This window comes from Stenotrophomonas sp., from assembly GCF_032099025.1.
GTDB lineage: Bacteria > Pseudomonadota > Gammaproteobacteria > Xanthomonadales > Xanthomonadaceae > Stenotrophomonas.
The window spans coordinates 43,348-69,739 of the sequence record NZ_DAMCID010000011.1; the positions used below are offsets into that span (position 1 = coordinate 43,348).

A 26,392-nucleotide genomic window follows, 5' to 3' on the forward strand; every position below is an offset into this window, starting at 1 on the left:
GTGCGAAGGCGTAGGCCTCGTCGTAGCTGTTGCCGTGCTGGCGCACGGTGGCGCCCCAGTGGGCCACGCCTGCGATCTTGGTGGCCGGCGCGCCATGCGGCATCACCGTGATCGCCGGAATGTTCAGTCGGTAGGCCGCCCAGGCAACGCCCTGGGCATGGTTGCCGGCCGAGGCGCAGATCACCGGCCGATCATCGCCGCGTTCGCGCCCGGCCAGCAGTGCGTTCAATGCGCCGCGCACCTTGTAGGAACCAGTGCGCTGCAGGTTCTCCAGCTTCAGCCAGGTGCCGAAGCGCTCCGCGTAATGCAGCGGCGTGGGCGGCAGGAAACGGCGCAGCCGCGCCTGTGCGGCCAGCACGTCGGCGACGCTTACATCGCCTACCTCCGGTTCCTGCGCGGCGCGGCTAGCCGGCATGGCCGCTCCAACACGCGCCGGGTAGAGCCACGCCCTGCGTGGCTGCGCGGACCCACAGGCACGCCGGAAGAAGACCCCTCCGTACCGGCACCGGAACCACGGCGCGGGCGTTCATACGGTTACTCCAGCACCGGGCTCCAGCGCACTGATCCGCACCGAAACACAGTCGTAGATCTTCTCGATCTGCCGGCACAACGTCTCCGGCGGGCGGGTGCTGTCCACCACCAGCTGCAGGTGCCAGCGGCCCTCATCAGCGGCATTGGGTGCGCCGACGATCGCGCGCGGCGCGAAGCCGCGGCGTTCGGCCATGCCGATCACGCGCAGCAGCGCGCCCTCGGCGGGAACCAGCACCAGGTCAAGCCGGTATTGCATTGGGGAACTCCTGGGACTGATGGGCAGGGTTGCTTTCCAGCATGGTGCTGTTGGCGTTGTTGGGCGGCACCAGCGGCCACACGTTGGCGCGCGCGTCGATGGCCACGTGCAGCAGGGCCGGGCCGGGCTCGGCCAGCAGGGCGGCCAGGCCGCCCTCCACATCGTCGCGGGCGTCGATGCGCGTGGCCGGAATGCCGAACACCTTGGCCAGCGCGGCGAAGTCCGGGTTGTCGGACAGGTCGATCTCGCTGTAGCGCTCGGCAAAGAACAGTTCCTGCCACTGACGGACCATGCCCAGCGAGCTGTTGTCCAGCAGCACGATCTTCACCGGCAGGCGGCAGCGGGCGATGGTGACCAGCTCCTGCACGTTCATCATGAAGCTGCCATCACCCGAGACCAGCACCACGGTGCGGTCGGGGCAGGCGAACTGCGCGCCCATCGCGGCCGGCAGCCCGAAGCCCATGGTGCCCAGCGCGCCGCTGGTCAGGTGGTTGCGCGGGTGGTTGAACCGGCAATGCTGGGCCACCCACATCTGATGCTGGCCGACATCGCAGGCGATGATCGCGTCGGACGGGGCCAGTTCGCTCAGCCGCTTCAGCAGTGCCGGGGCGTAGATGTGCTTGCCCGGTGCGTCATAGCGCGCGGTGAAGCGTTCGCGATGGCCAGCGCAGCGCTTGCGCCAGGCAGCCTGGCTGGCGTGGGCACTCGCGGCGGCGGTCAGTGCACGCAGTGCGGTGCCCACGTTGCCGGGCACGGCGATGTCGGCGCTGCGCAGCTTGGAGATCTCATACGCGTCGGCATCGATGTGGATGACGCGCGCGAACGGCGCGAACTCGTTCAACTTGCCGGTGGCGCGGTCGTCGAAACGCGCGCCCACCACCACCAGCAGATCGCTTTCCTGCACGGCCATGTTGGCCGCGCGGGTGCCGTGCATGCCCAGCATGCCCAGGTAGTGCGGGTGCTGCGGCGGCAGTGCACCCAGCCCGCGCAGGGTCAGCACGGTGGGAATGGCACTGGCGTCGACGAAGGCGCGGAAGTCCTCCACCGCATCGCCCAGCGCCACGCCGCCACCGGCATAGATCACCGGCTTCTCGGCGTTGGCGATGGCCGCGATCGCGTCGGCCAGCGCGGCATCCTGCGGTGCCACCGGCGGATTCACCGCCTCGGGCACGTGCACCGGCAGGTGCGAGGCATCGGCCACCTGTACGTCCTTGGGCAGGTCGATCAGGACCGGTCCGGGACGGCCTTCGCGGGCGATACGGAAGGCTTCGCGCACCACGCGCGGCAGGTCATCGACCGAACGCACCAGCCAGCTGTGTTTCACGATGGGCAGGGTCAGCCCGAACACGTCCAGTTCCTGGAAGGCGTCGGTGCCCAGCAGCGGGGTGGCGACCTGGCCGGTGATGCAGACCATGGGCACCGAATCCAGCATCGCATCGGCGATGCCGGTCACCAGGTTGGAGGCGCCCGGGCCGGAGGTGGCCACGCAGACGCCGACCCGGCCGCTGGCGCGGGCATAGCCGTTGGCGGCCAGCGCGGCGCCCTGTTCGTGGCGTACCAGGATGTGCTTCAGCCCGGAATCCACCAGGGCGTCGTAGAAAGGCATGATGGTGCCGCCCGGATAGCCGAACAGCGTATCGACGCCCTCGGCTTCCAGGGCCTGCGTCAACCAGCGTGCGCCGTTGCGGGGCGCGGTGCTGTGTGCGGAGGTGTTCATGCGGTGACCTTTGCGAAAGCGGGTGGGGGAGCCGCGCGGTTACGCGGCTTGACCTTGCAACCAGACCATCTTGGCGCGCAGTTCCTTGCCTACCTTCTCGATCGGGTGCTCCAGGTCGGCCTGCTTGAACTTGTTGTAGTTCGGCAGGCCCGCTTCGTATTCGGCCACCCAGTTCTTGGTGAAGGTGCCGTCCTGGATGTCGGTCAGTACCGCCTTCATGCGCTCCTTGGTGCCGGCATCGATCACGCGCGGGCCGCTCACGTAGTCGCCGTACTGGGCGGTTTCGGAGATGAATTCCAGCATGCGGGTGATGCCGCCTTCGTAGAACAGGTCGACGATCAGCTTCAGTTCGTGCAGGACTTCGTAGTACGCGATCTCCGGCTGGTAACCGGCTTCCACCAGGGTTTCGAAGCCGGCCTGGACCAGCGCGGAGGCGCCGCCGCACAGCACGGCCTGCTCACCGAACAGGTCGGTTTCGGTTTCTTCCTTGAAGGTGGTCTCGATCAGGTTGGCACGCGCACCGCCCAGGCCGGTGGCGTAGGCCAGCGCATACTCGGCGGCCTTGCCGCTGCGGTCCTGGTAGACCGCCCAGATGCACGGCACGCCGCGGCCGATCTCGTACTCGCGGCGCACCAGTGCGCCCGGGCCCTTCGGCGCGACCAGCACCACGTCCAGGTCATCGCGCGGGGCGATCATGTTGAAGTGCACGTTCAGGCCGTGCGCGAACAGCAGCACCGCGCCCTGTTTCATGTTCGGTGCCAGCACGTCTTCGTAGAGCTTCTTCTGCACCATGTCCGGGGTCAGCACGGCGACCAGGTCGGCGTCCTTCACCGCGTCGGCCGGCGCTTTCACGGTGAAGCCGTCGGCCTGGGCCTTGACCTCGGTGGGACCGCCCGGACGCAGTCCGATGACGACGTCGAAGCCGGATTCACGCAGGTTGAGTGCGTGCGCGCGGCCCTGGCTGCCGTAGCCGACAACAGCGATCTTGATCTGGGGCAGGTCGTTGGTGCTCATGGGGGAGGTCCTTTGGAGGAAGAATCGGAGGGTTCTGAAACGAAAAAACCCGCACCTGGCGGGGTGCGGGTTTTGATGGATACCTGGCAGTTCTACTTACACGCCGGTCCGTCCCGCACCTGTTGGTTGGGTAATAAGTACGAGGACGAGAAGCGAATGGATGGAGGCCGCGCCGGGACCGGCGTGCTCGATGGATTCGCGAATGGGCGTGTGGCGCTGCAACATGTGATCGAGAAAACCACAGCGGTTTTGCCGCTGTCAACCGTCGCACCGCATTTTCCAACAGTTTCGCCTGTATCCAGCGCAAAGCCCCGTCGCACAACGATGGTTGCGGCTGAAATCGTTCGGGTGAACCCCGATTCAAGTTTTGAAGCAGGGTTTCTGCGCGGATTTCAGGGCGTTCTGCCTGTCGTGCATGACCATTGTCGGATGTGCACGGTGTAACGAAGGGGCGACCATCCACGGGCTACCACCCTCCAGGAAGACCCCGTGTCCCGACCCTTTGCCCGCGCCCTGCTGGCCACCGCCCTGCTGTGTGCCTTGCCCACGCTGTCCACCGCCGCCGACCGGGTGACCGGCCATGGCTTCGCCACCCGCTCGGAGGTGATCGCGCCGCACGCCATGGCGGCCACCTCGCAGCCGCTCGCCACGCAGATCGCGCTGGACGTGATGAAGGGCGGCGGCTCGGCCGTGGATGCGGCGATCGCCGCCAACGCGGCGCTGGGCCTGATGGAGCCCACCGGAAACGGGGTCGGGGGCGACCTGTTCGCGATCGTGTGGGACCCGAAGACGCAGAAGCTGTACGGCTACAACGGCTCGGGCCGTTCCCCGAAATCGCTGACGCTGGCCGAGTTCCAGCGCCGCGGCCTGAAGGAGATCCCGGCCACGGGGCCGCTGCCGGTGTCGGTACCGGGCGCGGTGGACGGCTGGTTCGCGCTGCACGACCGGTTCGGCCGCAAGCCGATGGCCGACAACCTGGCACCGGCGATCCGCTACGCCCGCGAGGGGCATCCGGTGGCGGAGGTGATCGCTTACTACTGGGATCGTTCGGTGCCGAAGCTGTCGCAGTACCCGGGTTTCAAGGAGCAGTTCACGGTCAACGGGCATGCGCCGCGCAAGGGCGAGCTGTGGAAGAACCCGAACCTGGCCAACACGCTGGAGCAGATCGCGCAGGGCGGTCGCGATGCGTTCTACAAGGGCGACATCGCGCGCACCATCGGCACGTATTTCAAGGCCAACGGCGGCTATCTGAGCTATGACGACATGGCCAGCCACCATGGGGAGTGGGTGGAGCCGGTCAGCAGCAACTACCGGGGCTACGATGTGTGGGAGCTGCCGCCGAACAGCCAGGGCATCGCGGCGCTGCAGATTCTCAATGTGCTGGAGGGCTACGATTTCTCGAAGATCGCCTTTGGCTCACCCGAGCACGTTCACCTGTTCGTGGAGGCCAAGAAGCTGGCCTTCGCCGACCGCGCGCGGTTCTACACCGACCCGGCCTTCCAGCCGGCACCGGTGGCGAAGCTGGTCTCGAAGGCGTACGCGGCGGAGCGTCGCAAGCTGATCTCGATGGACAAGGCGTTGCGCGAGGTGCAGCCGGGCACGCCGAAGCAGCTGGAGGAGGGCGACACGATCTACATGACCGTGGCCGACGCGGACGGGATGATGGTCTCGCTGATCCAGTCGAACTACCGTGGCATGGGCAGCGGCATGGCGCCGCCGGGGCTGGGCTTCATCCTGCAGGATCGGGGGGAGATGTTCGTGCTGCGCAAGGACCATCCCAACGGCTACGCGCCGGGCAAGCGTCCCTTCCAGACCATCATTCCGGGCTTCGTCACGAAGGACGGCAAGCCGTGGATGAGTTTTGGTGTGATGGGTGGTGCGATGCAGCCGCAGGGGCATGCGCAGATCGTGATGAACCTGGTGGACTTCGGCATGAACCTGCAGGAGGCCGGCGACGCGCCGCGCATCCAGCACGAGGGGTCGACCGAGCCGACCGGGCAGGCGACCGCGATGAGTGACGGTGGCGAGGTGAATCTGGAAACCGGCTACCCGTATGAAACGGTGCGCGCGTTGATGCGCAAGGGCCACCGCGTGGTGTTTGCCGACGGCCCCTACGGCGGCTACCAGGCGATCATGCGCGACCCGGAAACGGGCGTGTATTACGGCGCCTCGGAAAGCCGCAAGGACGGGCAGGCGGCGGGCTATTGATCACCGGCGATCCTGGATCGCCGCATCGCCGGACCATGCGCGGCTGCTTCATGCATCAACAGCGTAGAGCCGGGCCCTGCCCGGCTGCTTCACACATTTTGGCGAACAGCCGTTGGTTCAATCGTGCTCTGAGCTGGGCCGGCGGGTGCGGGTTTGCGGGACACGCCGTGAATCCATCCCTGGAGGCTTGTAGAAAACATCCATGTTTTCTACAGTCCCGCAAATCCGCCCCCGCCGACCCTCGACGGTGTATTGGTGGCCACGGGAAGATCAACGGCGGCGCCGTTCAATACCATGCGTTACCGGACGGTGGCGCGTTCCGTGCGTTCGTTCGGGAACCGAACCTACCAGCGACACCGCGTAGAGCCACGCCCTGCGTGGCTGCCTTTTGCCACCGCACGCGGCCATCTGTCGGGGGCGGGCGGCGGGTGGCCACCGGAGGGACTGTCAAAAACATGGATGTTTTTGCCAAGCCTACATGGACATACTTGCGGCGTGTCCCGGAGCGTGGCTACCCGCCGCCCGCCCCACTACGTAGCAACTGAAACGCTGCTTCTATGCGCTAACCATCCGCCCGCGACGCCTCGTCTCGCGTTTCTTCCTGCGCGGCAATCTCACGCTCGATCCAGGCATCCATCATCCGCCGCGCGCGTTGGGCGCGGCGGCGCTGCAACTGGTATTCCATGTCCAGCACGCGGTACAGCGACCACATCACCGCCAGCATCAACAGTGCGAAGGGCAGGGCGGCGATGGTGATCATGCCCTGCAGCGCGTCCAGGCCGCCGGCGAGCAGGAGTGCGCCCGCGATCAGGGCGATGGCCACGCCCCAGGTGATCTTCCGCGACAGCGGCGGGTCGCCGGCTTCGTCGGTGGACATGCTGGCGAGTACCAGCACGGCCGAGTCGGCCGAGGTCACGAAGAAGATCATCAGCAGCACCAGCGCCAGCACCGAGAGCACGGTGGGCATCGCCAGGCTGTCGAACATGGTGAACAGCACGGTCTCGTAGCCGTTGCCCAGGGCCTGCACCAGGTCGACATGGCCGAAGATCTGCGACCACAACGCGGTGCCGCCGAAGACGGAGAACCACAGGAAGCCCAGCACGCTCGGTGCGATCACCACGCCCAGCACGAACTCGCGGATGCTGCGGCCGCGCGACACGCGTGCGATGAACGAGCCCACGAACGGGGCCCAGGCAATCCACCAGGCCCAGTAGAAGATCGTCCAGTCGGCCACCCAGGTGCTGCCCGAGAACGGCGACATGCGCAGGCTCATGGTCACCAGCTGGTTGAGATAGGCGCCGATCGTGGTGGTGAACGTGTCGAAGATGAAGCCGGTGGGGCCCAGCACCAGCACCAGCGCCAGCAAGACGGCGGCCAGCCCGAGGTTGAAGTTGGACAGCCACTTGATGCCGCGGTGCACGCCGCTGGTGGTGGAGGCCATGTACAGCACGAAGGCCACCGCGATGATGGTCAGCTGCAAAGGGGCGCCCGCGTGCAGACCGAAGACGCGCTCCAGGCCGGCGGCGATCTGGATCGTGCCGAAGCCGAGCGTGGTGGCCACGCCGATCGCGGTGGCGACCACGGCGGCCACGTTCACGACTGTGCCGATCCAGCCGCGGTGGTGCGCGCCGATCAGCGGCTGCAGCAGGTCGCTGATCAGCCCGCGCCCGTTGCGGTTGAACTGGAACCATGCCATCGCCAGCCCGATCAGGGCGTAGATCGCCCACGGATGCAGGCCCCAATGGAAGAATGCGTACCGCATCGACGCGCGCGCGGCTTCCATGCTCTGCGGCGGCAGGCCTTCGGGTGGGGTGACGAAGTGCGAGACCGGTTCGGCCGCACCCCAGAACACCAGGCCGATGCCCATGCCGGCGGCGAACAGCATCGACATCCAGCTGGCGTTCGAGAACTCCGGCTCGGCGTCTTCACCGCCGATGCGCAGCGAGCCCAGCCGACCGAAGGCCAGATAGAGCAGGAACGACAGGGTGATGAACACCACCAGCAGGTACAGCCAGCCGGTGCTGCGGATGATGTGCACCAGGCCGCTCTGGACCACGGCATTGAAGGGGCCCGGCGCGACGCCGGCCACCAGCACGAGCAACAGGACCAGTGCAATCGAAAGTCGGAACACCATGCAGGCGTGTCTCCGTACGGGGGACGAGCCGGGGCTCGCGGTCTCCAGCGGCACGACGGCAACGACTGGCGTGATTCGGGCCGGTCGAGCCGGACACAGCGGACAGCGGAACAGCGGTGTCGCTGCGCGGCAGTCTAGCCAATGCGACATGACCACCCCGTTCACGTTACGCCATCGGCGGCGCGGGACGGCGCACATCGGCCGTGGGTGTGCTTTAATCCGCCCCGAAGCGGGGGTACCGCGGCCACATGGCCAAGGTTGAGACAGTCCCTTCGAACCTGATCCGGTTGATACCGGCGTAGGGAAGCTTCGCCGTTGCCGATGCATTGCGCCCCGGGCTCTCCGTGCCCGATCCACGTGCGCGATCCGTCTGCCGTGCGCCGCCGCTTCGTCCCTGCCCGTGAAATTAGGACGATGCCCGATGAACGCACAGCTCTCTGCCCTGCAGCAACAGGCCCAACAACTCTCCACGTCCGTCACCCGGCCGATTCCCGGGTCGCGCAAGATCCACGTGCAGGGCTCGCGCAGCGACCTGCAGGTGCCGATGCGCGAAATCGCGCTGACCCGCACCCCGACCCTGTTCGGCGGCGAGGAGAACGCACCGGTCACCGTCTATGACACCTCCGGCCCCTACACCGACCCGGAGGCCCGCATTGATCTGTCCAGCGGCCTGCCGGCCCTGCGTGCGGCATGGATCGCCGAGCGTGGTGATACCGAACTACTGGATGGGCTGAGCTCGGCGTTCGGCCGCTCGCGGGAAGATGACCCGCGCCTGGATGCGGTGCGTTTCCCGGCACGCCTGCAGCCGCGGCGCGCCGTCGGTGGCGCCAACGTGACCCAGATGCACTACGCGCGGCGCGGCATCATCACCCCCGAAATGGAGTTCGTGGCGATCCGCGAGAACCAGCGCCTGCAGGAGATCCGCGACACCGCGCTGCTGATGCAGCACCCCGGGCAATCGTTCGGCGCCGCCATTCCCACGCTGATCACGCCGGAATTCGTGCGCTCTGAAATCGCACGTGGGCGTGCGGTGCTGCCCAACAACATCAACCACCCGGAAAGTGAGCCGATGATCATCGGCCGCAACTTCCTGACCAAGATCAACGCCAACATCGGCAACAGCGCGGTTTCCTCCGGCATCGCCGAAGAGGTGGAGAAGCTTGTGTGGGCCATCCGCTGGGGCGGCGACACGGTGATGGACCTGTCCACGGGCAAGCACATCCATGAAACCCGCGAATGGATCGTGCGCAATTCGCCGGTGGCCATCGGCACGGTGCCGATCTACCAGGCACTGGAGAAAGTGGACGGCCGCGCCGAGGAGCTGAGCTGGGCGATCTTCCGCGACACCCTGATCGAACAGGCCGAACAGGGCGTGGACTACTTCACCATCCATGCCGGCGTGCTGCTGCGCCATGTGCCGCTGACCGCAAAGCGCGTCACCGGCATCGTCTCGCGCGGCGGCTCGATCATGGCCAAGTGGTGCCTGGCCCACCATCGCGAGAATTTCCTCTATACGCACTTCGAGGACATCTGCGAGATCATGAAGGCGTACGACGTGACCTTCTCGCTCGGCGACGGCCTTCGCCCGGGGTGCATCGCCGATGCCAACGATGCCGCCCAGTTCGGTGAGCTCGAAGCGCTGGGCGACTTGACGAAGATCGCCTGGAAGCACGATGTGCAGACCATGATCGAGGGTCCCGGCCATGTGCCGATGCAGCTCATCAAGGAGAACATGGACAAGCAGCTGCACGAATGCGGTGAAGCGCCGTTCTACACGCTGGGGCCGCTCACCACCGACATCGCGCCGGGCTACGACCACATCACCAGCGCGATCGGCGCGGCCATGATCGGCTGGTTCGGGACGGCCATGCTCTGCTACGTCACGCCCAAGGAGCACCTCGGCCTGCCCAACCGCCAGGATGTGCGCGACGGGATCATGGCCTACCGCATCGCCGCACATGCCGCCGACCTCGCCAAGGGCCATCCCGGCGCGCAGGTGCGCGACAACGCCTTGAGCAAGGCCCGCTTCGAGTTCCGCTGGGAAGACCAGTTCCACCTCGGGCTGGATCCAGAGAAGGCGAAGGAGTTCCATGATGAAACCCTGCCCAAGGACGCGCACAAGCTCGCCCACTTCTGCTCGATGTGCGGGCCGCACTTCTGTTCGATGAAGATCACCCAGGACGTGCGCGACTATGCGGCGGGGCAGGGGCTGGACGCGCAGGCGGCGCTGGCGGCCGGCATGGCCGAGAAGTCCACGCAGTTCCGCGAACTCGGCGCCGAGGTCTACCAACCGGGGTAGGTCACGACCGTTGGTCGCGACGCCACGGGTCGTGACTGGCCAAGCGCGGGTACCGGGGCGGCCGTCATGCCGCCTCGGTGCGGGCTCCGCTAAGCTTCGGCGCACCGATACAGGGACAGGGACTGGACGATGGCGATAGCACGCACCACCAAATGGCTGGCCATCGCCCGCCGGCATCCGTCGGCATGGCTGCTCGGCGTGCAGCTGCTGGGCGTGCTGCTGTACCCGGCCATGGACGAGGCCGGTGCCAGCCGCGCGCTGTTCGGTGCGTTCGGCATCGCCGTGCTCGGGTTGGCGCTGTGGGTGGTACGGCGCAGCCCGTTGGGCATGTGGGTGGCGCTGGTGCTGGCCATCCCCTCGGTGGTGTTCTCCATCACCGGGGCCGTGCTGGGCCGCCCGGCCCTGGTCACCACCGCACAGCTGCTCGAATGCCTGCTGTACTTCTACACCGCCGGCAGCCTGATCGCGTACATGCTCCAGGACCACAAGGTCACGCGCGACGAACTGTTCGCGGCCGGTGCCACCTTCACATTGCTGGCGTGGGCCTTCGCCTTCGCGTTCGCCGTCTGCCAGCAGTGGTATCCCGGCAGTTTCGTGGCGACCAGCGAGAACGAACTGCGCACCTGGATGGAGCTGCTTTATCTCAGCTTCAGCTTACTTTCGGGGGTAGGGCTGAGCGACGTCGTGCCGGTGCATCCGCAGGCACGCGCGCTGGTCATGCTGGAACAGTTCGCAGGCGTGATGTACGTGGCGCTGGTGGTGTCGCGACTGGTCGGACTGACGATGATCCGCAATGCGCGAAACTGAATCGAAGATAAAGTTATTCTGAATCGCAGATAAAAAATTCGCGCCAAAGGGCGCGAATAGTGAAGCAGTTTATGTGGATTCGTCGGCGAGAGAGGGCCTGATGTTGTCCCGGCGCACAGGCGCGGTTTAACCGCTATAGGCTAGGCTTATCAGCATTGGCAGAATTTGCGCGTTGCGCTGATGCTGTTTGCATAATTTGGCGGTTGGTTTGTCCAGCGGTTGGACGGATCCCGCGCACCTGAAGTTGCTGTTTCACCGGAATGTCCCTCATAGAAAGTGTGACACCCCTTGCTGACCGCCTCCGGATCGGAGAGTGCACCCTGACGCTGTCATCGCGTGAGGTAGCGGTGGACGGTGCGCGTCGTCCGCGTCGGCTTACTCCCAAGGCGTTGGGCGTGTTGAAGGTGTTGATGCGCGTCCCCGGCGCCGTGGTGACCCGCGACGAGTTGTTCGCCGAAGTCTGGCCGGACACGCTGCCCACCAACGATGTGCTCACCCAGGCCATCACGCAGCTGCGCAAGGCGTTCTCACGCGACGACGAGGCCGGTACGGCCTATATCGAAACCATCGCCAAGACCGGCTATCGATTGCTGCAGCCGGTAACCGGCGTGGTGGAGGCGGACGTCGATGTCGACGCGGCCCCGAACCAGGACGAACGCCATGCGCTGGCGGCAGAATTTGCGGCGGCCACACCTGCCCCGCGCCCACGCAGTCTCTGGCGGCGCATGCGCCGCTACGTTCTGCTGGCGATCGGGCTGGGCATGGTCATTGCGCTGCTGGTGATGACGGCGCTGCTGCTGCAACGCCCCGCCCAGGGCGCCGCAGGCAGTGGCGTGCTGGCCGACGGCAGCCGGGTGGTGGGCAGCCCGCAGCGCCCGTATCGTCTGATCACCGCTACCGCAGGGTTTGAAACCTATCCCACGGTGTCGCCGGATGGCTCGCAGGTTGCCTATGAGGCCGACGGCAATGGCCACGCCGGCAGCACCATCAAGGTCCAGACATCGGGCAACTCGCCGGCACGCGCGCTGGCCGATACCCCGCCGGGTCATTCGGATCGCTTTCCCAGCTGGTCGCCCAATGGCCGCGAGATCGCGTTCGCCCGCGTCGGCCCGGACGGCAGCTGCGAGGTGCTGATCGGCAGCGCCACGGGCGGCGCGGTCCGCCACGTGACGCGCTGCGACGGCACCGAGCTGCTCAGTTTCGATTGGACCCCTGACGGGCGTGGCCTGGTGTTCGGCTCCCTCGCCGGTCGCCACGCGTACCGGGGCATCCGGGTCCTGGACATCGCCAGCGGTCAGTGGCGCCCGGTGAACTATACGGTTGCCGAGGACAGTTTCGACTACGCCCCGCGGTTCTCGCCGGACGGGCGTTGGATCGTGTTCGTGCGCAATCCGCAGATCGGTGACCTGTGGCGCCTGCCGGCGCAGGGCGGGGTGCCCGAGCAGCTCACCAATGATTCGGCCGAGATCCGCGGCTGGGCCTGGCGCAGCGACAGCCGCCACATCGTGTTCGGCCGCCGCGTGGACAGCGAGGCGCGCCTGTACGAGCTGGATACCGACACCCGCACGCTGCGTGACGTGGGCATCGACGACGCGCAGTCGCCGGCGCTGTCGCGGCACAACAACATGCTGGCCTTCGTGCACCGCAAGGCGCAGTTCGGCCTGTTCCGGGTGCCGGTCACGGACGGACGCCCGGGCACACCGGAACGCCTGTTCCCGTCCAACGGCCGCGATGGCCAGCCGATGCTGGCGCCCGATGGGCAGCAACTGGTCTTCACCTCCGACCGTTCCGGCAACTACGGCCTGTGGTGGGCGGATCTGTCGCGCCCGGATTCGCTGCGCCCGGTCGAGGGCCTGCGTCCGGAAACCCGGCAGGCCGCAGACTGGTCGCCGGACAGCAAGCATCTGCTGGTCTCCGGCCGCGACGCGCAGGCGCAGCCGGTCATCTATGAGGTATCGCCGCGCGACGAGCAGGTGGTGGCGCTGCCGGTGCCGGTGGCACAACCGCTGCAGGCGCTGTACGCCGGCGACAACGACCACGTGCTGGTGGTCGAGCGTGACGAGGACGAGCGCATGCGCCTCTCATTGTTCGACCGGCGCAGCACGCCCTGGAAACTGCTGGCGCATATTGATGGCGTATCGCAGGCGCGATTCGACGCGGCGCACCAACGTGTCCTGTTCACCCGCCTGTCTGCGGGTGGACTCTGGTCAGCCGATGCGCGCCTGGATCCGTCCAGCATCCAGCAGGTCAGTGAGGATCGGCCGTCGCGCTGGCGCTACCGCACCTGGGCCGTGGCCCGCGACGGCAGCCTGGACTATCTTTCCACCCGCGCAGACTGCGCGACGGTCTTCGCGCGGATCAACACGCCGTCCGATGGCGCCGAGTACTGCCTGGATACCGATCGGCTCAGCGCCGGCAACGGATTCAGTGCGCAGCCCGATGGCAGCGCGCTGTACCTGGCCCTGGCCGTCGCCGACGGCGCCGACATCGGGGTGATGACGCTGCCGGAGCCGCCGCGGACGGTGTTTTCGGTCATCCCCAACCCGTTGTTCTGGAAGGGAAAGTAAGCATCGTGTTTCCTTCGTGTTGGTCTCGTGTCGAATTCGGATCAATCTCGTAGTTCGTTCCTGACGCTGCCCGCCTGATTTGGCAAAACGGTTGCCCTGTAATGGCAAACACCGGTGCACGTCATGCGTCAGCTTTCCCTGGCCGATCGCGGCCAATCGCTCTCCCTGGACAAGATCGTCGACGACGGTCCGCTGCCCACCTGCCTGGGCGTGGCCCGGCTGGGCAGCCTGCAGACCGCAGGCACCACCTTCACCGTGTGGATGCAGCTGCGCGGCAGCGCCTGGGTGGAGTCGAAGGAGGGCAGGTTCCGGCTGCGCCAGCGCGAATGGATCGCGTTCGAGAAGGAATCCAAGCCGATGATCCAGGCCGGCCGCGATGGCCTGTGCATCGGCCTGAGCCTGGCACCCGAAGCGCTGCGTGCGCTGGGTGAGCTGGCCGACTGCAGCCTGTATGCGGGCCGTGGCACCATGAGCCGCGGCGAACTGCGCGTGGCATTGCGGCTGTGGCGCGATGCGCTGGCCAGCGGTCAGCCGGCGCAGGCACTGCGCCCGGTGCTGCTGCACCTGGCGTCGCTTCAGCGCGTGCTGGCCACCGGCGTACAGCGTTGCCCGGGACGTTCGCGCATCCGCAAGCGCCAAGTGTTCGGGCGCATGCAGCGCGCGCGTCTGTTCCTGGAAGGCAACAGCCACCGCGTGGTACGTATCGGCGAGCTGGCGGAGCTGACCAACTTCTCCAGCTGGTACCTGTCCAAGACCTTCCAGAGCCTGTACGAAGAAAGCCCGCAGTCGCTGTCGGCGCGCCTGCGCCTGGAGCGCGCCGCCGATCTTCTGCGCGATACCGACATGATGATCGGCGAAGTCGCCGCGGCCAGCGGATTCGACAACTGCTGCAGCTTCGCGCGGGCATTTCGCGCACGTTATGGGCAGTCTGCGTCGGGCTTCCGCCAGGCCGGTGGAATGCTTCCGCCAAAGTCGGCAAAGAGTCCGGTGGCATCGCGCAAATAATTAACGGTAACGCAATCGTAACTTTCCGAGGCGGTTTAACACGCTACTAACGTACCTTGGAGAGATTGATGAATTTTCGTACTCCCGCAGTGCGGCTGGGTCTTCTGCCGGCCAGCATTGCGCTGGCGCTCGTGCCGAGCCTTGCCTCGGCACAGGAAGCAGCCTCCGGCACCACTGACCTGGATCGCATCTCGGTCACCGGCTCGCGCATCCGCCAGGCCAGCATGGAAACCGCTCAGCCGGTCATCGCGCTGACGCGTGCCGACATCGAGAAGCAGGGCTTCACCAGCGTTGCCGATATCGTGCAGAACCTGTCTGCCACCGGCTCCCCGGCCATCAGCCGCGCCGACGCACTGTCGTCGGGCGAAGAAGTGGGCGGCCAGTACGTCGACCTGCGCAACCTGGGTCCGGAACGTACCCTGGTACTGCTGGACGGCAAGCGCATGGGCGTCAGCTCGGGCGGCTACACCGACCTGGCGTCGATTCCGACCTCGGTGGTCGAGCGCATTGAAGTCCTGACCGACGGTGCTTCGGCCATCTACGGCTCGGACGCGATCGCCGGCGTGGTGAACATCATCACCCGCAAGAACTTCGACGGTCTGGAAGCCAGCTTCTACAAGGGCCAGTACGGCCAGGGCGACGGCGACAAGACCACCTACAACTTCGTCTATGGCCAGACTGGTGAGCGCGGTTCGCTGACCTTCGGCGCCGAGTACAGCGAAGAAGAGCCGGTCCTGGCCAAGGATCGCCGCTACAGCGCCTCCGCCAACGGTTACCGTCATCCGACTCCGACCGACGACAACTCCAACGGCTGGAGTGCCATCACCGAGAACGGCGTGCTGGTCACCCCGGGCGGCAACTACACCCTGAATCCGGGTGGCGATCCGACCAACTTTGCCGATTACCACGGGCTGACCAACGCCGACCTGTCGAATCCGTCGCAGCAGATGTTCCTGTCGACCGGTATCAAGCGTCGCTCGGTCTTCAGCAACGGTCAGTTCGACTTCACCGACAGCATCCGCGGTACCGCCAGCGTTCTGTACACCGAGCGCGAAGCACTGCAGCAGATCGCCGGTTATCCGTACCGTTCGGTCGCGTATGACACCCCGCTGTCGGCCGACAGCGTCTTCAACCCGCTGGATACCGACGTCAATTTCATGCGTCGTACCTGGGAAATGCCGCGCCAGACCAAGTCCGAGCTGAACACCTTCCGTTTCAGCGGTGGTCTGGAAGGGTCGTTCGAGTTCGCTGACAAGTACTTCGACTGGGATGTGGGCTACGTCTACAACCGGAACAAGGGCGTCAAGACCGGCACCGGCAACCTGTTCATTCCGAATGTGCAGAACGCCGTGGGTGCGTCGTACATCGATGCCAATGGCGTGGCTCAGTGCGGTTCGGCCGCCGCCCCGATCGCTGGCTGCACCCCGTGGAACCCGCTGCTGCCGTACGGCACCGCAGGCCAGGGTTCGCTGGACAACGAGGCACTGCGGAACTACCTGTTCCTGCCGAGCCACGACACCTCGGTTACCACCAGCAAGGTGTACAGCGCCAACCTGAGCGGCTCCATCGTGACCCTGCCGGCGGGCGACCTGTCGTTCGCAACCGGCTACGAGCACCGTGAAGAGGATGCCAACTACAGCCCGGACGCCCTTCTGCAGTCGGGTCTGAGCACCGATCTGGCCGGCGCGCCGACCACCGGCGGCTACAAGCTGGACGAGTACTACCTCGAACTGAACGTGCCGATCCTGGCTGACCTGCCGTTCGCCAAAGAACTGTCGGTCGACATGGCTGGCCGTTACTCGGACTACAACACCTTCGGCGACACGATCAACAGCAAGTTCGGCCTGAAGTGGAAGCCGATCGACGACCTGCTGGTCCGTGGCACCTACGCGACCGGCTTCCGTGCGCCGACCGTGGCTGATCTGTACGGCGGCACCTCGGAAACCTTCGACAAGTACACCGATCCGTGCGACACCACCTTCGGTGCAGCCGTGCGCAACGGCGACGTTGCGGCTCGTTGCGCGGCTGTCGTGCCGGCCAACTTCCGTCAGGAAGCGTCGGGCGGTGTTGACGCCTCGGGCGCCGGTGCGCAGTCGAACTACGCGTACCTGTCCGGCTCCAATGAAGAGCTGACCCCGGAAACCTCCAAGACCTGGACCGTCGGCCTGGTCTACAGCCCGAACTTCGTGCAGGGCCTGGATATCAGCCTCGACTGGTGGAAGATCCGGATCAACAACGTCATCGCGGCGGAGTCGGTCACCTCGATCCTCAACCAGTGCTACGTGCTGAACAACGCCAACGCCTGCAACCGCTTCGTGCGTGACGCCGATTCGGGCCAGGTTGTTGACGTGACCCGTACGCTGATCAACGGCGGCTACCAGGAAACCGCTGGCTACGACCTGGGCGTCAAGTACCGTCTGCCGGAACTGTCCTTCGGCAACATCCTCATCGACTGGAAGACCACCTATGTGGACTACCTCGAGTACAAGCGTGACAACGAAGACCAGACCGCCGTCGAGCAGCACACCGGCTGGGGCACGGGCGACTGGGGTGCGAACTTCCGCGTCCGCTCGAACCTGAATGTCGATTGGAGCTACGGCAACTTCGGCGTCAACTGGGGCGTGCGTTACTACTCCGGCCTGAAGGAAGAGTGCGCGTACGACATCGACGGCGGCCCGGAGTGCAACAACCCGAGCTTCCAGTCGGCGTACACGCTGGCCATTCCGGTGCGCAACACCGGTTCGAACACGTTCCACGACCTGCAGGTGCGTTACAACACCCCGTGGGATGCCACCATCTCGGCCGGCGCGAACAACGTGTTCAACCACGAAGGCCCGGTCATGTACAGCCAGCCGAACTCGAGCTTCTCGTACTACGGCGGCTTCGACATCGGTCGTTTCTACTACCTGAAGTACACCCAGAAGTTCTGATCCATCGAACTGCTGTAGCAACACCCGGAGGGCGGACCGCAAGGTCCGCCCTCTTTCTTTGCCCGACGGGCAAAAAAAAACCGACCTTCACGGTCGGCTTTTCCGGTAGCGCCGGCCGTTGGCCGGGCCGTTGATTTTCGCAGGACGCCTCAGGCGTCCGCAGTAGCCAACCCCATCAACCCGTTGGCGTGGTCGCGCCACTGCGGCAGCTTCGCCAGCACGCCGGCACGCTGCAGGTACTCTTCGTCCACCGGGTCGCCGTTGACCAGCGCCAATGCCACGTGCACCGCACCGGTCACCCAGAAGCTGCGCGTGTTGGAGCGCTGCGGCTGCAGGTGGAACGCCACCGCTTCGATGATCGGCATCGGCAGGCCCCACAGGCCGAGCAGGTAGGCACCGGCTTCGCTGTGGCCCGGGCGCAGGTCGTCGTTCTCAGCCTCGGTGCGTTCATTGCGCACACCCGGCAGCAGCAGGCCGATGTCGGCCAGCAGCGCGGCGGTGGCGCCCAGTTCGGCGCTGGATTCGGGCAACAGCTTGGCCGCCAGTCGTGACGCGAGCAGCGCACGCTGCTGCAGCGCATTGCGCTCGGCACCGGACAACGGCGAAGCCGAGAACACTTCGCTGGCCAGCACCAGGTCGCGCAGGGTCGCCAGACCCAGTCGGTTCACCGCGCTGCGCAGGTCGGAAATGGTGCGGCCGCTGTTGAAGAAGGCCGAATTGGACAGTTGCAGCACCTTCGCCGCGATGGCCGGGTCGGCCGAGACCAGCTTGGCTATATCGGCGGTGTCGGTGTCGTCGTCGTGCTCCAGGGCCTGGGTCAGGCTCAGGTACAGGTGCGGCGGCGAGGGCAGCTTCTCGATGCGGCCGATGGCGCTGCGCAGGCGCGCGCTGTCGAGCAGTTCGCGCAGCTCTTCCAGGCTGGTCAGTGCCTCAAGCAGCACTTCCGGTGCCAATGGCAACGGCAGGAAACGGTGGGCCACGCCAATCAGGCGGGCCGGCGGCGGGCGGTTGCCCTGGGCCGCATCCACCAGCGCGATGCGGATCGTCTCCGGACGCAGCGTCCGGATCTGGCCCAGCAGCGTGGTGGCCGTGAGATCGGCCAGAACAGGGCAGGCAATCACCGCATCGATCGGCGTGGACGCCACGATGGTCATGGCCGACTGGCCATCGGCCGCGGTCATCGGCTGCCACTCTTCCCCAAGATCGGCAATGAAATCCATCAGCTCAGCCGACAGGCTGGCTTCGTCCCCAACTAGCAGAATACGCACGACACAGTCCCCTGGGTGACCACGGTGAAACGCACCGTGGACGGTGTTGAAGTCGCAATGTACCCAATCCGGCACAAAGAGTGATGTGCCGCATTGTAGAAACGTGATGTCCATCGCTCCGGCGGCGGGCGCCGGAGCGTGGTGGTTCAGACTCAGGCGTTGCTGGAGAGGTAGCGCTGGTGCGCTTCGACCAGGATCTGCTTGGCTTCGGCGGCGCCGCCCCAGCCGTCCAGCTTGACCCACTTGCCCTTCTCGAGGTCCTTGTAGTGCTCGAAGAAGTGGCCGATGCGCTCCAGCCAGTGCTTGGACACCTGCTCGATGTCTTCCACGTGCGCGTAGCCGCTGAACACCTTGGAGATCGGCACGGCCAGGATCTTCTCGTCGCTGCCGGCTTCGTCGCTCATCTTCAGCACGCCCACCGGACGGCAGCGCACCACCGAACCCGGCACCAGCGGCAGCGGCAGCACCACCAGCACGTCGGCCGGATCGCCATCGCCGCACAGGGTGCTCGGCACGTAGCCGTAGTTGCACGGGTAGCGCATCGGGGTGGAGAGGATGCGGTCGACGAAGATCGCGCCGGTTTCCTTGTCCACTTCGTACTTGACCGGCTCCGAGTCCTTCGGGATCTCGATGATGACGTTGATTTCTTCCGGCGGGTTCTTGCCGGGCGAGACGAGTTCCAGACCCATGGTGTGCTCCGAGAGGGGGGATGGCGCGATAAGACCTCCCATTTTATGCGTTTGCCGCCCGCCGTGCTGGCCTGCCGCCACTGACCCCGTTCGGCGGCGCTTCCCGACCCTCCAGCGCGGTAGTGGCTGATCCTCACCGCCGTGGCCCAGGCGCACCGTGGAAGCCCCTGGAACCCCGAGGCCGTCCATGCCTGCTGCCCATTTCATGCTCCGCTGCCTGGTCGCCGGTGCCGCCGCGCTGTTGCCGCTCGCCGTGCAGGCCGCGCCGCCGCGCTACATCGACTTGGCCGACTGGCGGGGGCCCGGTGAGCCGATCGGCGATAGCCCATTTCATGGTTTCAATGGGTGGATCATCTATGAATTCAATGACATATGCCCGGACTTCTTCTGTGAGGGGGGCTACGATAACTACCGCCTCCTGCGCCTCAGCTGCGTCGTTGATACCCGCACCGACAGCATCCGGGAGTGCCGGCTGCCGGTCGCGGCCAGCCGCGACCACGTCCACCCCGGCACCGGCGCCCTGCGAACCGACATCCGCCACTGGCGTTGCCCGGTCCCGTTGCCGCGCGGGCTGCCGGTGACCACCTTCCTGGCCGCGATCGACTGGCAGCCGGGCAGCTCGGGCCACCTGTTCAACCCCCTCCCGGGATCGGGTCGTTCCATGTTCGACGCGTTGCAGGCCTGCCTGCCCTGATACCCGCTGTCCACCTTCAAGGAGTCATTCGATGATCAAGACGTCACTGCTGTTGCTGCCGGTACTGCTGGCCGCTGCGCTCACCCCGGCGCCGGCCGCTGCGGCACCCACCCACATCGACCTGGTCGATTTCCCCACGGTGCAGGCCAACTGGGACAGGTTCCATGACCTCCGTCGCCGGCTGGAACGCGGGTTCGACGATGTCTGTGCCGACACCTTCTGCGAAGGCGAGTTCAGCGACATCGAAGCCTTCCGGCTGCGCTGCGCGGTGGAGCGTGCCACCGGAACGGTCAGCGAGTGCCGCTGGGCGTTTGCCGCCAGCGAGGTCGAGGTGGACGAAGACACCGGCCGCATCGTGGCGCGGCAGCCCACCTGGCTGTGTCGGCTGCCGATTCCGGCAGGAACATCGATCGAGACATTGTTCAGCGCGTTGGCCGGACCGAACGCGATCTTCGCGCGCCTTCCCGGTGCCGATGCCAGTGTCTACGACGCAGTGGGCGACTGCCTCACCCTGCACCAGCCGCCGCGGACTCCTTAACGTGACTCATTCTCATTTGAGGGGTAACATGCCGCGGCTCCCTTCCCAGGCTTGACCGGCGCGGCCCGTCCCGCCGCAACCGCATGTCGTCCAACGCATCCCTCTTGACTGAACTGCTGATCCGCGAACGCCCGGCGCTGCTGCGCCTGGTGCAGCGCATCCTGGGCACCGATGGCAGTGCCGAAGATGTGATCCAGGCCATCTGGTTCAAGGCGCGCGGCGTGGAGGGCGGCGTGGCAATCGACAACCCGCGCGCCTATCTGTACCGTCTGGCCACCAACCTTGCCACCGATCATGGCCGGGAGCGCAGCCGCCGCGCGCGGCTGCTCGCCGACCACTACCTGTGGGGGCCGGATGAGGTGTTGTCTACGGAAGAGCAGGCGATGGCACAGGATGCGCTGCAGCGGGTACTGACCGCGGCCGATCATCTGCCCGAGCCCACCCGCACGATCTTCCGCCTCAACCGGCTCCAGGGGCTGACCCAGGCGGACATCGCCCGGCGTCAGGGGGTGTCGGTGACCACCGTGGAAAACCATGTACGTGCCGCGCTGCGACGACTGGCGTGGGCACGCAACGCCTGACGCCGCCCCTGCCACGCCAGCCATGAGCCCGCCGCACATCACAACGCCACCACCATCGCCGCCTCATTCCGACCTGCTCGCCGAACAAGCGCAGGCCTGGATCGCATGGCTTGCGTCCGGCGCGGTGGATGAGCCGCGCATGCAGGAATTCGAACGCTGGCTGTCGGCCCCCGGGCACCGGCGCGCCTTCGAATTCGAGCGCCAGCTATGGCGCGCCGTGGGTGAGGCGCCGGCACAACCGGTGCGGCCGCGTCGTCGTGTGGCGCGCATCGCCATGGCTGCAGCGGCGGCATTGGCGCTGGTCTGGGTCGCACCGGATGCCTGGCTGCGCCTGCGCGCCGACTACGTGACGACCACCGATGTGGCCACGGTTGCATTGCCCGATGGCAGCCGCGCGGTCCTGGATGCGGGGTCGGCGATTGCCGTGGATTACGACGACGCGCAGCGCAGCATCCGCCTGCTGCGCGGGCAGGCCTGGTTCGAGGTCGCGCCCGGCCACCCGCAGCCGTTCCGGGTCACCGCCCAGGGCGGCGTGGTGGAAGACATCGCGACCGCGTTCGTGGTGACCCGCACGGCTCACGGCGTCGACACCGAGGTCTCGCAGGGCCAAGTGCGGGTCGCGGCAACCGGCGACGGCGGCTGGACCTACCTGCTGGCCGGGCAACGCGCCGGTTTCTCGCCCGGCGGCACGGTCCTGCGGCGCAGTGATGTGGCGCCGGACCAGATCGCCGCCTGGCGCGAGGGGGAACTGCTGCTGGATGCCAGCCACGTGGACGCTGCCGTGGCGCAGATCGCGCGCTATCGCGCCGGCCCCACCTTCGTGCGTGGCGACCTGTCGGCGCTGCCGGCGGTCAATGCCGCGCTGCGGGTGGACCAGCCCGAGCAGGCGCTGGATGCCTTGGCCGTGTCTGCCGGGCTGCAGATCACGCGCCTGCCGATGGGCGTGGCGATCGTGGCGCCTGCGGCGCGCTGAAGTGGTCTTGGGGAAGCACCTTTTCCATCCGTCTTACCCCCGAACGTACCCGCCGCCGCCACGTACGTCGCAGCGCCCGCACCCCGTGCGGGGACGCCGTGTCCACGGCATCGCCTTTTCAACAGGTTTCATCATGCGACTTACTTCCCGACCGGGCCGGCTTCCGCGCCCGTCCCGTCTCTGCATCGCGCTGCTCGCCACCGGCCTGGCGTCGCTGACCGCGCTGCCGGCCCTGGCCCAGTCCGCTGACAGCGGCGTGATGGCCGCCGCGCATCGCTTCGACATTCCCGCCCAATCGCTGGCCGACGCGCTGCGCAGCTACATGCGCCAGTCGGGCGTGCAGGTCGCCTATCCGGCGTCCCTCGCCGCAGGCGTGAACTCCACGGCGGTGAGCGGCTCGCTCGATGACCACGCCGCGCTGGCGCAGTTGCTGCAGGGCAGTGGGCTGGTGGTGCGGCAGGTGGGTCCCGGCGCGGTGACGCTGGAGCGTGCGCCGCCCGTCGCGCAGGCCGATGGCGTGATCTTCACCGACACACTGCGCGTGGCCGGCGACTTGATGGATGCCGGCAGCGATGCCGAACGCGCCTTGGATGTTTACCGCACCACCGGCTCGAGCGTGTTCGTGCCGCGCGCCACCATCGAGCGCTTCCGCGGCACCTCCACGGCCGACATCGTCAAGGGTGTGGTGGGTGTCACCGCAGGCGACCCGCGCAGCGCCAACGCCCTGGACCTCAACATCCGCGGCATCCAGGGCCAGAGCCGCATACCGGTGATCATCGACGGCGGCCAGTCCACGATGGATACCTATCGCGGGTATGCCGGGCAGTCGCAGCGCACCTACCTGGACCCGGACCTGATCTCCAGCCTCACCGTCACCAAGGGCCCGAGCCTGGGCGCCAACGCGTCCGGCGGCATCGGCGGCGTGGTGGACATGGAGACGCTCAAGGCCGGCGACGTGCTGCGCGACGGGCAGGACAGCGGCGTGCGCGTGCGCAGCGGCGTGTCCAACGGCAGCGCGCGTGACCTGCCGGCCTACGGCGGTACGCCGGGAACCCACCGCAACAGCCTGGGCGGGCAGTTTTTCAACATTGCCGGTGCCAAGCATTGGGACCGGTTCGACCTGGTCGCCGCCTACGCCTGGCGCGACACCGGCAACTACTACGCGGGCAAACACGGTTACGACGATTTCCCGCAGACCCGGCGCACGCTGGCACCGCTGAATCCGCCCAATACCGAGGTCTTCAACACCTCGTCCAAGTCCAACTCGGTGCTGCTCAAGGGCACCTGGCGGATCGATGACAGCCAGACCCTGGAAGCCGGCTACCGCCGTTACAGCGGCCGCCAGGGCGAGATCATGGCGTCGCAGATCATCCGTGTGGACCGCGACCGGGTGCCGCAGTGGGAGCCGGGCAGGGTGGACATGGATGCCTACAGCCTGCGCTACCGCTTCAATCCGGACAATGACGCTGTCGATCTGAAGGCCAACCTCTGGTACACCGACGCCAACAGCCTGATGTACAACGGGCTGACCGGCATCACTCCGTGGTATTTCGACCGCCGCACGGAGTGGTATGACGGCCCGACCTTCAATACCGACCCGGGCTACAAGGACGCCTACCGCAACGACATGACGCAGGAGCGGTTCGGCCTGGACGTGTCCAACACCACCCACGTGGCCACCGACAGCGCCGGTCTGTTCACCTTCGACTACGGCGTGTCCTACAGCGACGAGGACGTCGGCCCGGGCCGCAACGCGCCGATCATGCATGACGACCTGATCAACAACCGGTTCCTGCGCAACGCCGGGCGCAAGGAATACAGCGCGGTGGCCTCGATGAAGTGGCTGCCCGACGCGCATTGGGAACTGCTGGTGGGCGGGCGCTTCAACCGCGTCAGCATCCATGACCGCAACCGGCTGGCCACGCCGGACGGCGAGGAGGTGATCGGCCAGTACCGCTACACCCAGCTGCTCAACGGCAACCCGGCGCTGCCGGCGTGGCGTGCGCAGCGCATCGCCATGCTCAACTGGTACCCGGATGCGAACGGCCAGTTCACCGAAGCCTCGCTGCTGGCCTCGCCGTACAAGAAGGGCACCGTGGCCGACATCAGCGGCTGGAACTTCCACGATGTGACCGCCACCGAAGACCTGATCGTGCCCACCCGCTGGACCTGGTCGCAGCCGATCCGGCGCACCGACACCGCGTTCATGCCCACGGCCAGCGTCACCTACCGTTTCAATGACGAGACGATGGTCTACGTGAAGTACGCCGAAGGCGTGAAGCTGCCCAGTCTGTTCGAAAGCACGCTGGGCCTGTTCACCGCCGCCAAGCCGGTCGGCGACGAGCTCAAGCCGGAGCGCGCGGGCACCTGGGAAGTGGGCGTGAGCACGGTCAGGAATGATCTGTTCGGTGCCGGCGACCAGGCGGCGTTCAAGCTGGCGTACTTCAACACCCGCATCGACGACCTGATCACCCGCGACTACCGCACGCTGTCGGCGGGGTACATCCGCAACATCGACCGGTTCAAGGTGTCCGGCCTGGAATTCCAGTCCAGCTATGACGGCGGCAAGGTATTCGCCGACCTGTCGGCGCATTACTACTTCGAGGCCAAGACCTGCGCCCCGGACATCGCCGCCGAGCGTCGCGCGTACGGCGTGCAGCGCAGGATCGAGGAGCTGGCCAACACACCGGACTGCGTGGATGGTGGCTTCGAAGGCTCGTACAGCAACACGCAGAACCCGCCGCGCTACACCGCGAACCTGACGCTGGGCGCGCGCGTGATCGACCAGCGGCTGAGCTTCGGCACCCGCGTCATCCACAACGGCGGCCCGATCAGCACCCTGGACAAGGAATGGAACGTGGGCCTGTCGGCGATCCAGCAGCTCTACCGCCCGGCCACCATCGTCGATGTGTTCGCCAGCTGGCAGGCCAGCGAGAGGCTCGCGCTGGACGTCAACGTGGACAACCTGACCGATCGCTACTACCTGGACCCGCTGGCGCTGGGCGTGATGCCGGCACCGGGCCGGATCATGCGGTTGGCCGTCACCTGGCGTTACTGAGGGCGTAGGGCCACGCCCTGCGTGGCCGCATCAACAACAGGGCGTGGCACGGCAGCGACCGTGCCCCGCCCTTGACCCGCGTCAGTGGCCGGTCTGGGCCGCCACGGCATCGACATGCAGGGCTTCGTTGAGCTCGTCGACGACGATGGCCCACTCGGCATCCGCCTTGAGCTGCTCGTTGAGGAACTGGCGCTGGCTGTCGCTCCAGAACGCCGCCTCATGCACCCGCACATCGGCCGCCAGCTGGTGCTGCTCGATGAACGCGGCAATGGCCGCCTCGCTCTCGTCCAGGCCCAACTGCTGGAACAGGGTCGTCATGCGCGTCTCGGTGGTGTCCATCATGGCAATCCTCGTAGGCGTGGGTAGGCGCCATTATCCGCATTGCCAGGTGACGAGCGCATCGCCGGAATGGGGGAGCGGGCATTCCGTCTTGGGGCTGCGGCTCTGGCGCACGTCTTATCCGCGTGTGCACACTGTCGGGGCATCCCCGGCGGCGTGCGGCGCGGCCGATCCCTTCCAGCATGAATGCCATGATTGCCACCGATACCGTAGAAGCCACCCGCAGCCAGCGCCTGAAGGCTGCCACCCGCGACAGCCATGGCGCGCTGGACAAGCGGATCATGGCAGGCGACATCTTTGCCGACCGCGCGAACTTCGCGCGGTTCCTGCGCGTGCAGTTCCGCTTCCACCGCGACATCGACGCGCTGTACGCAAACGCGGCGCTGGATGCGCTGCTGCCCGACCTTGCCGAACGCCGGCGCCTGCCGCAGGTCACCCGCGACCTGCGCGACCTTGAGCAGAGCCTGCCCGGACCGGTGCCGCTGCGGCTGGCCCCGGACCTGCCGCTGGCCTCGGCGCTGGGCTGGCTGTACGTCGCCGAAGGCTCCAACCTCGGCGGCACCATCCTCTACAAGATGGCGGCGCGGCTGGGCCTGGATGCCGATTTCGGCGCGCGCCATCTGGCCGCGCACCCGGACGGCGCCGCGCGTCACTGGCGCGCGTTCACCGCCGCGTTGGATGGCGTGGTCCTCAGCGAGGCGGAGGAACAGCAGGTGATCGACGCGGCCGACGCGGCGTTTCGCAGCGTCCACGACCACGTCGAGCTGGAATTCGCATGACCGCG

The 26,392-nt window shown here is 66.7% G+C and carries 21 protein-coding genes and 1 riboswitch; of the genes, 13 read left to right on the forward strand and 8 right to left on the reverse strand.

Annotated elements, in window-relative coordinates; genetic code table 11:
* The 4 genes from RT456_RS09700 to ilvC all read right to left on the reverse strand — a co-directional run.
* On the reverse strand, window positions 1-415 hold a 415-nt coding region (locus tag RT456_RS09700; RefSeq protein ID WP_313345723.1), incomplete at its 3' end, for a pyridoxal-phosphate dependent enzyme.
* Between the two features lie 111 nt (window positions 416-526).
* Window positions 527-787 (reverse strand): ACT domain-containing protein, encoded by a 261-nt coding sequence (locus RT456_RS09705; RefSeq protein WP_313345725.1) that lies wholly within the window; start codon window positions 785-787, stop codon window positions 527-529.
* Entirely contained in the window at window positions 771-2,504 is a 1,734-nt protein-coding gene (ilvG, locus tag RT456_RS09710; protein WP_313345727.1) for an acetolactate synthase 2 catalytic subunit, read from the reverse strand. The genes RT456_RS09705 and ilvG overlap by 17 nt, the downstream gene beginning before the upstream one ends.
* 39 nt (window positions 2,505-2,543) lie before the next feature.
* Window positions 2,544-3,518: a ketol-acid reductoisomerase gene (ilvC, locus tag RT456_RS09715; RefSeq protein WP_313345730.1), complete on the reverse strand. Its 975-nt coding sequence runs from the start codon at window positions 3,516-3,518 to the stop codon at window positions 2,544-2,546.
* 75 nt (window positions 3,519-3,593) lie between these two features.
* Between ilvC and RT456_RS09720 the strand changes: the two genes are divergently transcribed.
* Together RT456_RS09720 and ggt are read left to right on the forward strand one after the other, a co-directional pair.
* The gene (locus tag RT456_RS09720) at window positions 3,594-3,962 is read left to right on the forward strand and encodes a hypothetical protein (RefSeq protein WP_313345733.1); all 369 of its coding nucleotides are present in this window, start codon (window positions 3,594-3,596) and stop codon (window positions 3,960-3,962) included.
* Window positions 3,963-4,007: 45 nt separating this feature from the next.
* The gene (gene ggt / locus RT456_RS09725) at window positions 4,008-5,726 is read left to right on the forward strand and encodes a gamma-glutamyltransferase (protein ID WP_313345736.1); all 1,719 of its coding nucleotides are present in this window, start codon (window positions 4,008-4,010) and stop codon (window positions 5,724-5,726) included.
* Between the two features lie 562 nt (window positions 5,727-6,288).
* Here the strand turns inward: ggt and RT456_RS09730 are convergent.
* Entirely contained in the window at window positions 6,289-7,860 is a 1,572-nt protein-coding gene (locus tag RT456_RS09730) for a BCCT family transporter (protein ID WP_313345739.1), read from the reverse strand.
* A 221-nt stretch (window positions 7,861-8,081) separates the two neighbouring features.
* A riboswitch (TPP riboswitch) is annotated at window positions 8,082-8,183 on the forward strand.
* Between the two features lie 98 nt (window positions 8,184-8,281).
* Between RT456_RS09730 and thiC the strand changes: the two genes are divergently transcribed.
* The 5 genes from thiC to RT456_RS09755 all read left to right on the forward strand — a co-directional run bounded on the left by thiC (window position 8,282) and on the right by RT456_RS09755 (window position 17,468).
* On the forward strand, window positions 8,282-10,159 hold the full coding sequence (thiC, locus tag RT456_RS09735; RefSeq protein ID WP_313345741.1) for a phosphomethylpyrimidine synthase ThiC: 1,878 nt from the start codon (window positions 8,282-8,284) through the stop codon (window positions 10,157-10,159).
* Window positions 10,160-10,288: 129 nt separating this feature from the next.
* Window positions 10,289-10,966 carry an ion channel gene (locus RT456_RS09740; protein ID WP_313345744.1) on the forward strand — a complete coding sequence of 226 codons (678 nt, stop codon included), beginning with the start codon at window positions 10,289-10,291 and terminating at the stop codon, window positions 10,964-10,966.
* Window positions 10,967-11,226: 260 nt separating this feature from the next.
* On the forward strand, window positions 11,227-13,533 hold the full coding sequence (locus RT456_RS09745; RefSeq protein WP_313345746.1) for a winged helix-turn-helix domain-containing protein: 2,307 nt from the start codon (window positions 11,227-11,229) through the stop codon (window positions 13,531-13,533).
* 123 nt (window positions 13,534-13,656) lie between these two features.
* Window positions 13,657-14,538 (forward strand): helix-turn-helix transcriptional regulator, encoded by an 882-nt coding sequence (locus RT456_RS09750; protein WP_313345749.1) that lies wholly within the window; start codon window positions 13,657-13,659, stop codon window positions 14,536-14,538.
* Window positions 14,539-14,606: 68 nt separating this feature from the next.
* Window positions 14,607-17,468 (forward strand): TonB-dependent receptor, encoded by a 2,862-nt coding sequence (locus tag RT456_RS09755; RefSeq protein WP_313345752.1) that lies wholly within the window; start codon window positions 14,607-14,609, stop codon window positions 17,466-17,468.
* A gap of 149 nt (window positions 17,469-17,617) precedes the next feature.
* Here the strand turns inward: RT456_RS09755 and RT456_RS09760 are convergent, their stop codons facing one another.
* Entirely contained in the window at window positions 17,618-18,736 is a 1,119-nt protein-coding gene (locus RT456_RS09760) for an HDOD domain-containing protein (protein WP_313345755.1), read from the reverse strand.
* A 152-nt stretch (window positions 18,737-18,888) separates the two neighbouring features.
* Window positions 18,889-19,425 (reverse strand): inorganic diphosphatase, encoded by a 537-nt coding sequence (gene ppa / locus RT456_RS09765; RefSeq protein ID WP_313345758.1) that lies wholly within the window; start codon window positions 19,423-19,425, stop codon window positions 18,889-18,891.
* Between the two features lie 187 nt (window positions 19,426-19,612).
* On the opposite strand from ppa, the gene RT456_RS09770 reads away from it, so the two are divergent.
* The 5 genes from RT456_RS09770 (at window position 19,613) to RT456_RS09790 (ending at window position 25,269) form a co-directional block, all read left to right on the forward strand.
* Window positions 19,613-20,119, forward strand: coding sequence for a hypothetical protein (locus tag RT456_RS09770; protein WP_313345760.1), 507 nt, complete (start codon window positions 19,613-19,615; stop codon window positions 20,117-20,119).
* A 31-nt stretch (window positions 20,120-20,150) separates the two neighbouring features.
* Window positions 20,151-20,657: a hypothetical protein gene (locus RT456_RS09775; protein WP_313345763.1), complete on the forward strand. Its 507-nt coding sequence runs from the start codon at window positions 20,151-20,153 to the stop codon at window positions 20,655-20,657.
* 83 nt (window positions 20,658-20,740) lie between these two features.
* Complete coding sequence (locus RT456_RS09780; protein WP_313345765.1) at window positions 20,741-21,238, forward strand: RNA polymerase sigma factor; 498 nt, start codon at window positions 20,741-20,743, stop codon at window positions 21,236-21,238.
* Between the two features lie 22 nt (window positions 21,239-21,260).
* Window positions 21,261-22,211, forward strand: coding sequence for a FecR domain-containing protein (locus RT456_RS09785; RefSeq protein WP_313345767.1), 951 nt, complete (start codon window positions 21,261-21,263; stop codon window positions 22,209-22,211).
* Window positions 22,212-22,344: 133 nt separating this feature from the next.
* Window positions 22,345-25,269, forward strand: a complete 2,925-nt coding sequence (locus tag RT456_RS09790; protein WP_313345770.1) for a TonB-dependent receptor — start codon at window positions 22,345-22,347, stop codon at window positions 25,267-25,269.
* Window positions 25,270-25,350: 81 nt separating this feature from the next.
* On the opposite strand, the gene RT456_RS09795 is transcribed toward RT456_RS09790, so the two are convergent.
* Window positions 25,351-25,608, reverse strand: coding sequence for a DUF2789 domain-containing protein (locus RT456_RS09795; protein ID WP_313345772.1), 258 nt, complete (start codon window positions 25,606-25,608; stop codon window positions 25,351-25,353).
* Between the two features lie 182 nt (window positions 25,609-25,790).
* On the opposite strand from RT456_RS09795, the gene RT456_RS09800 reads away from it, so the two are divergent.
* Window positions 25,791-26,387, forward strand: coding sequence for a biliverdin-producing heme oxygenase (locus tag RT456_RS09800; RefSeq protein ID WP_313345775.1), 597 nt, complete (start codon window positions 25,791-25,793; stop codon window positions 26,385-26,387).
* Window positions 26,388-26,392 lie beyond the last annotated feature (5 nt).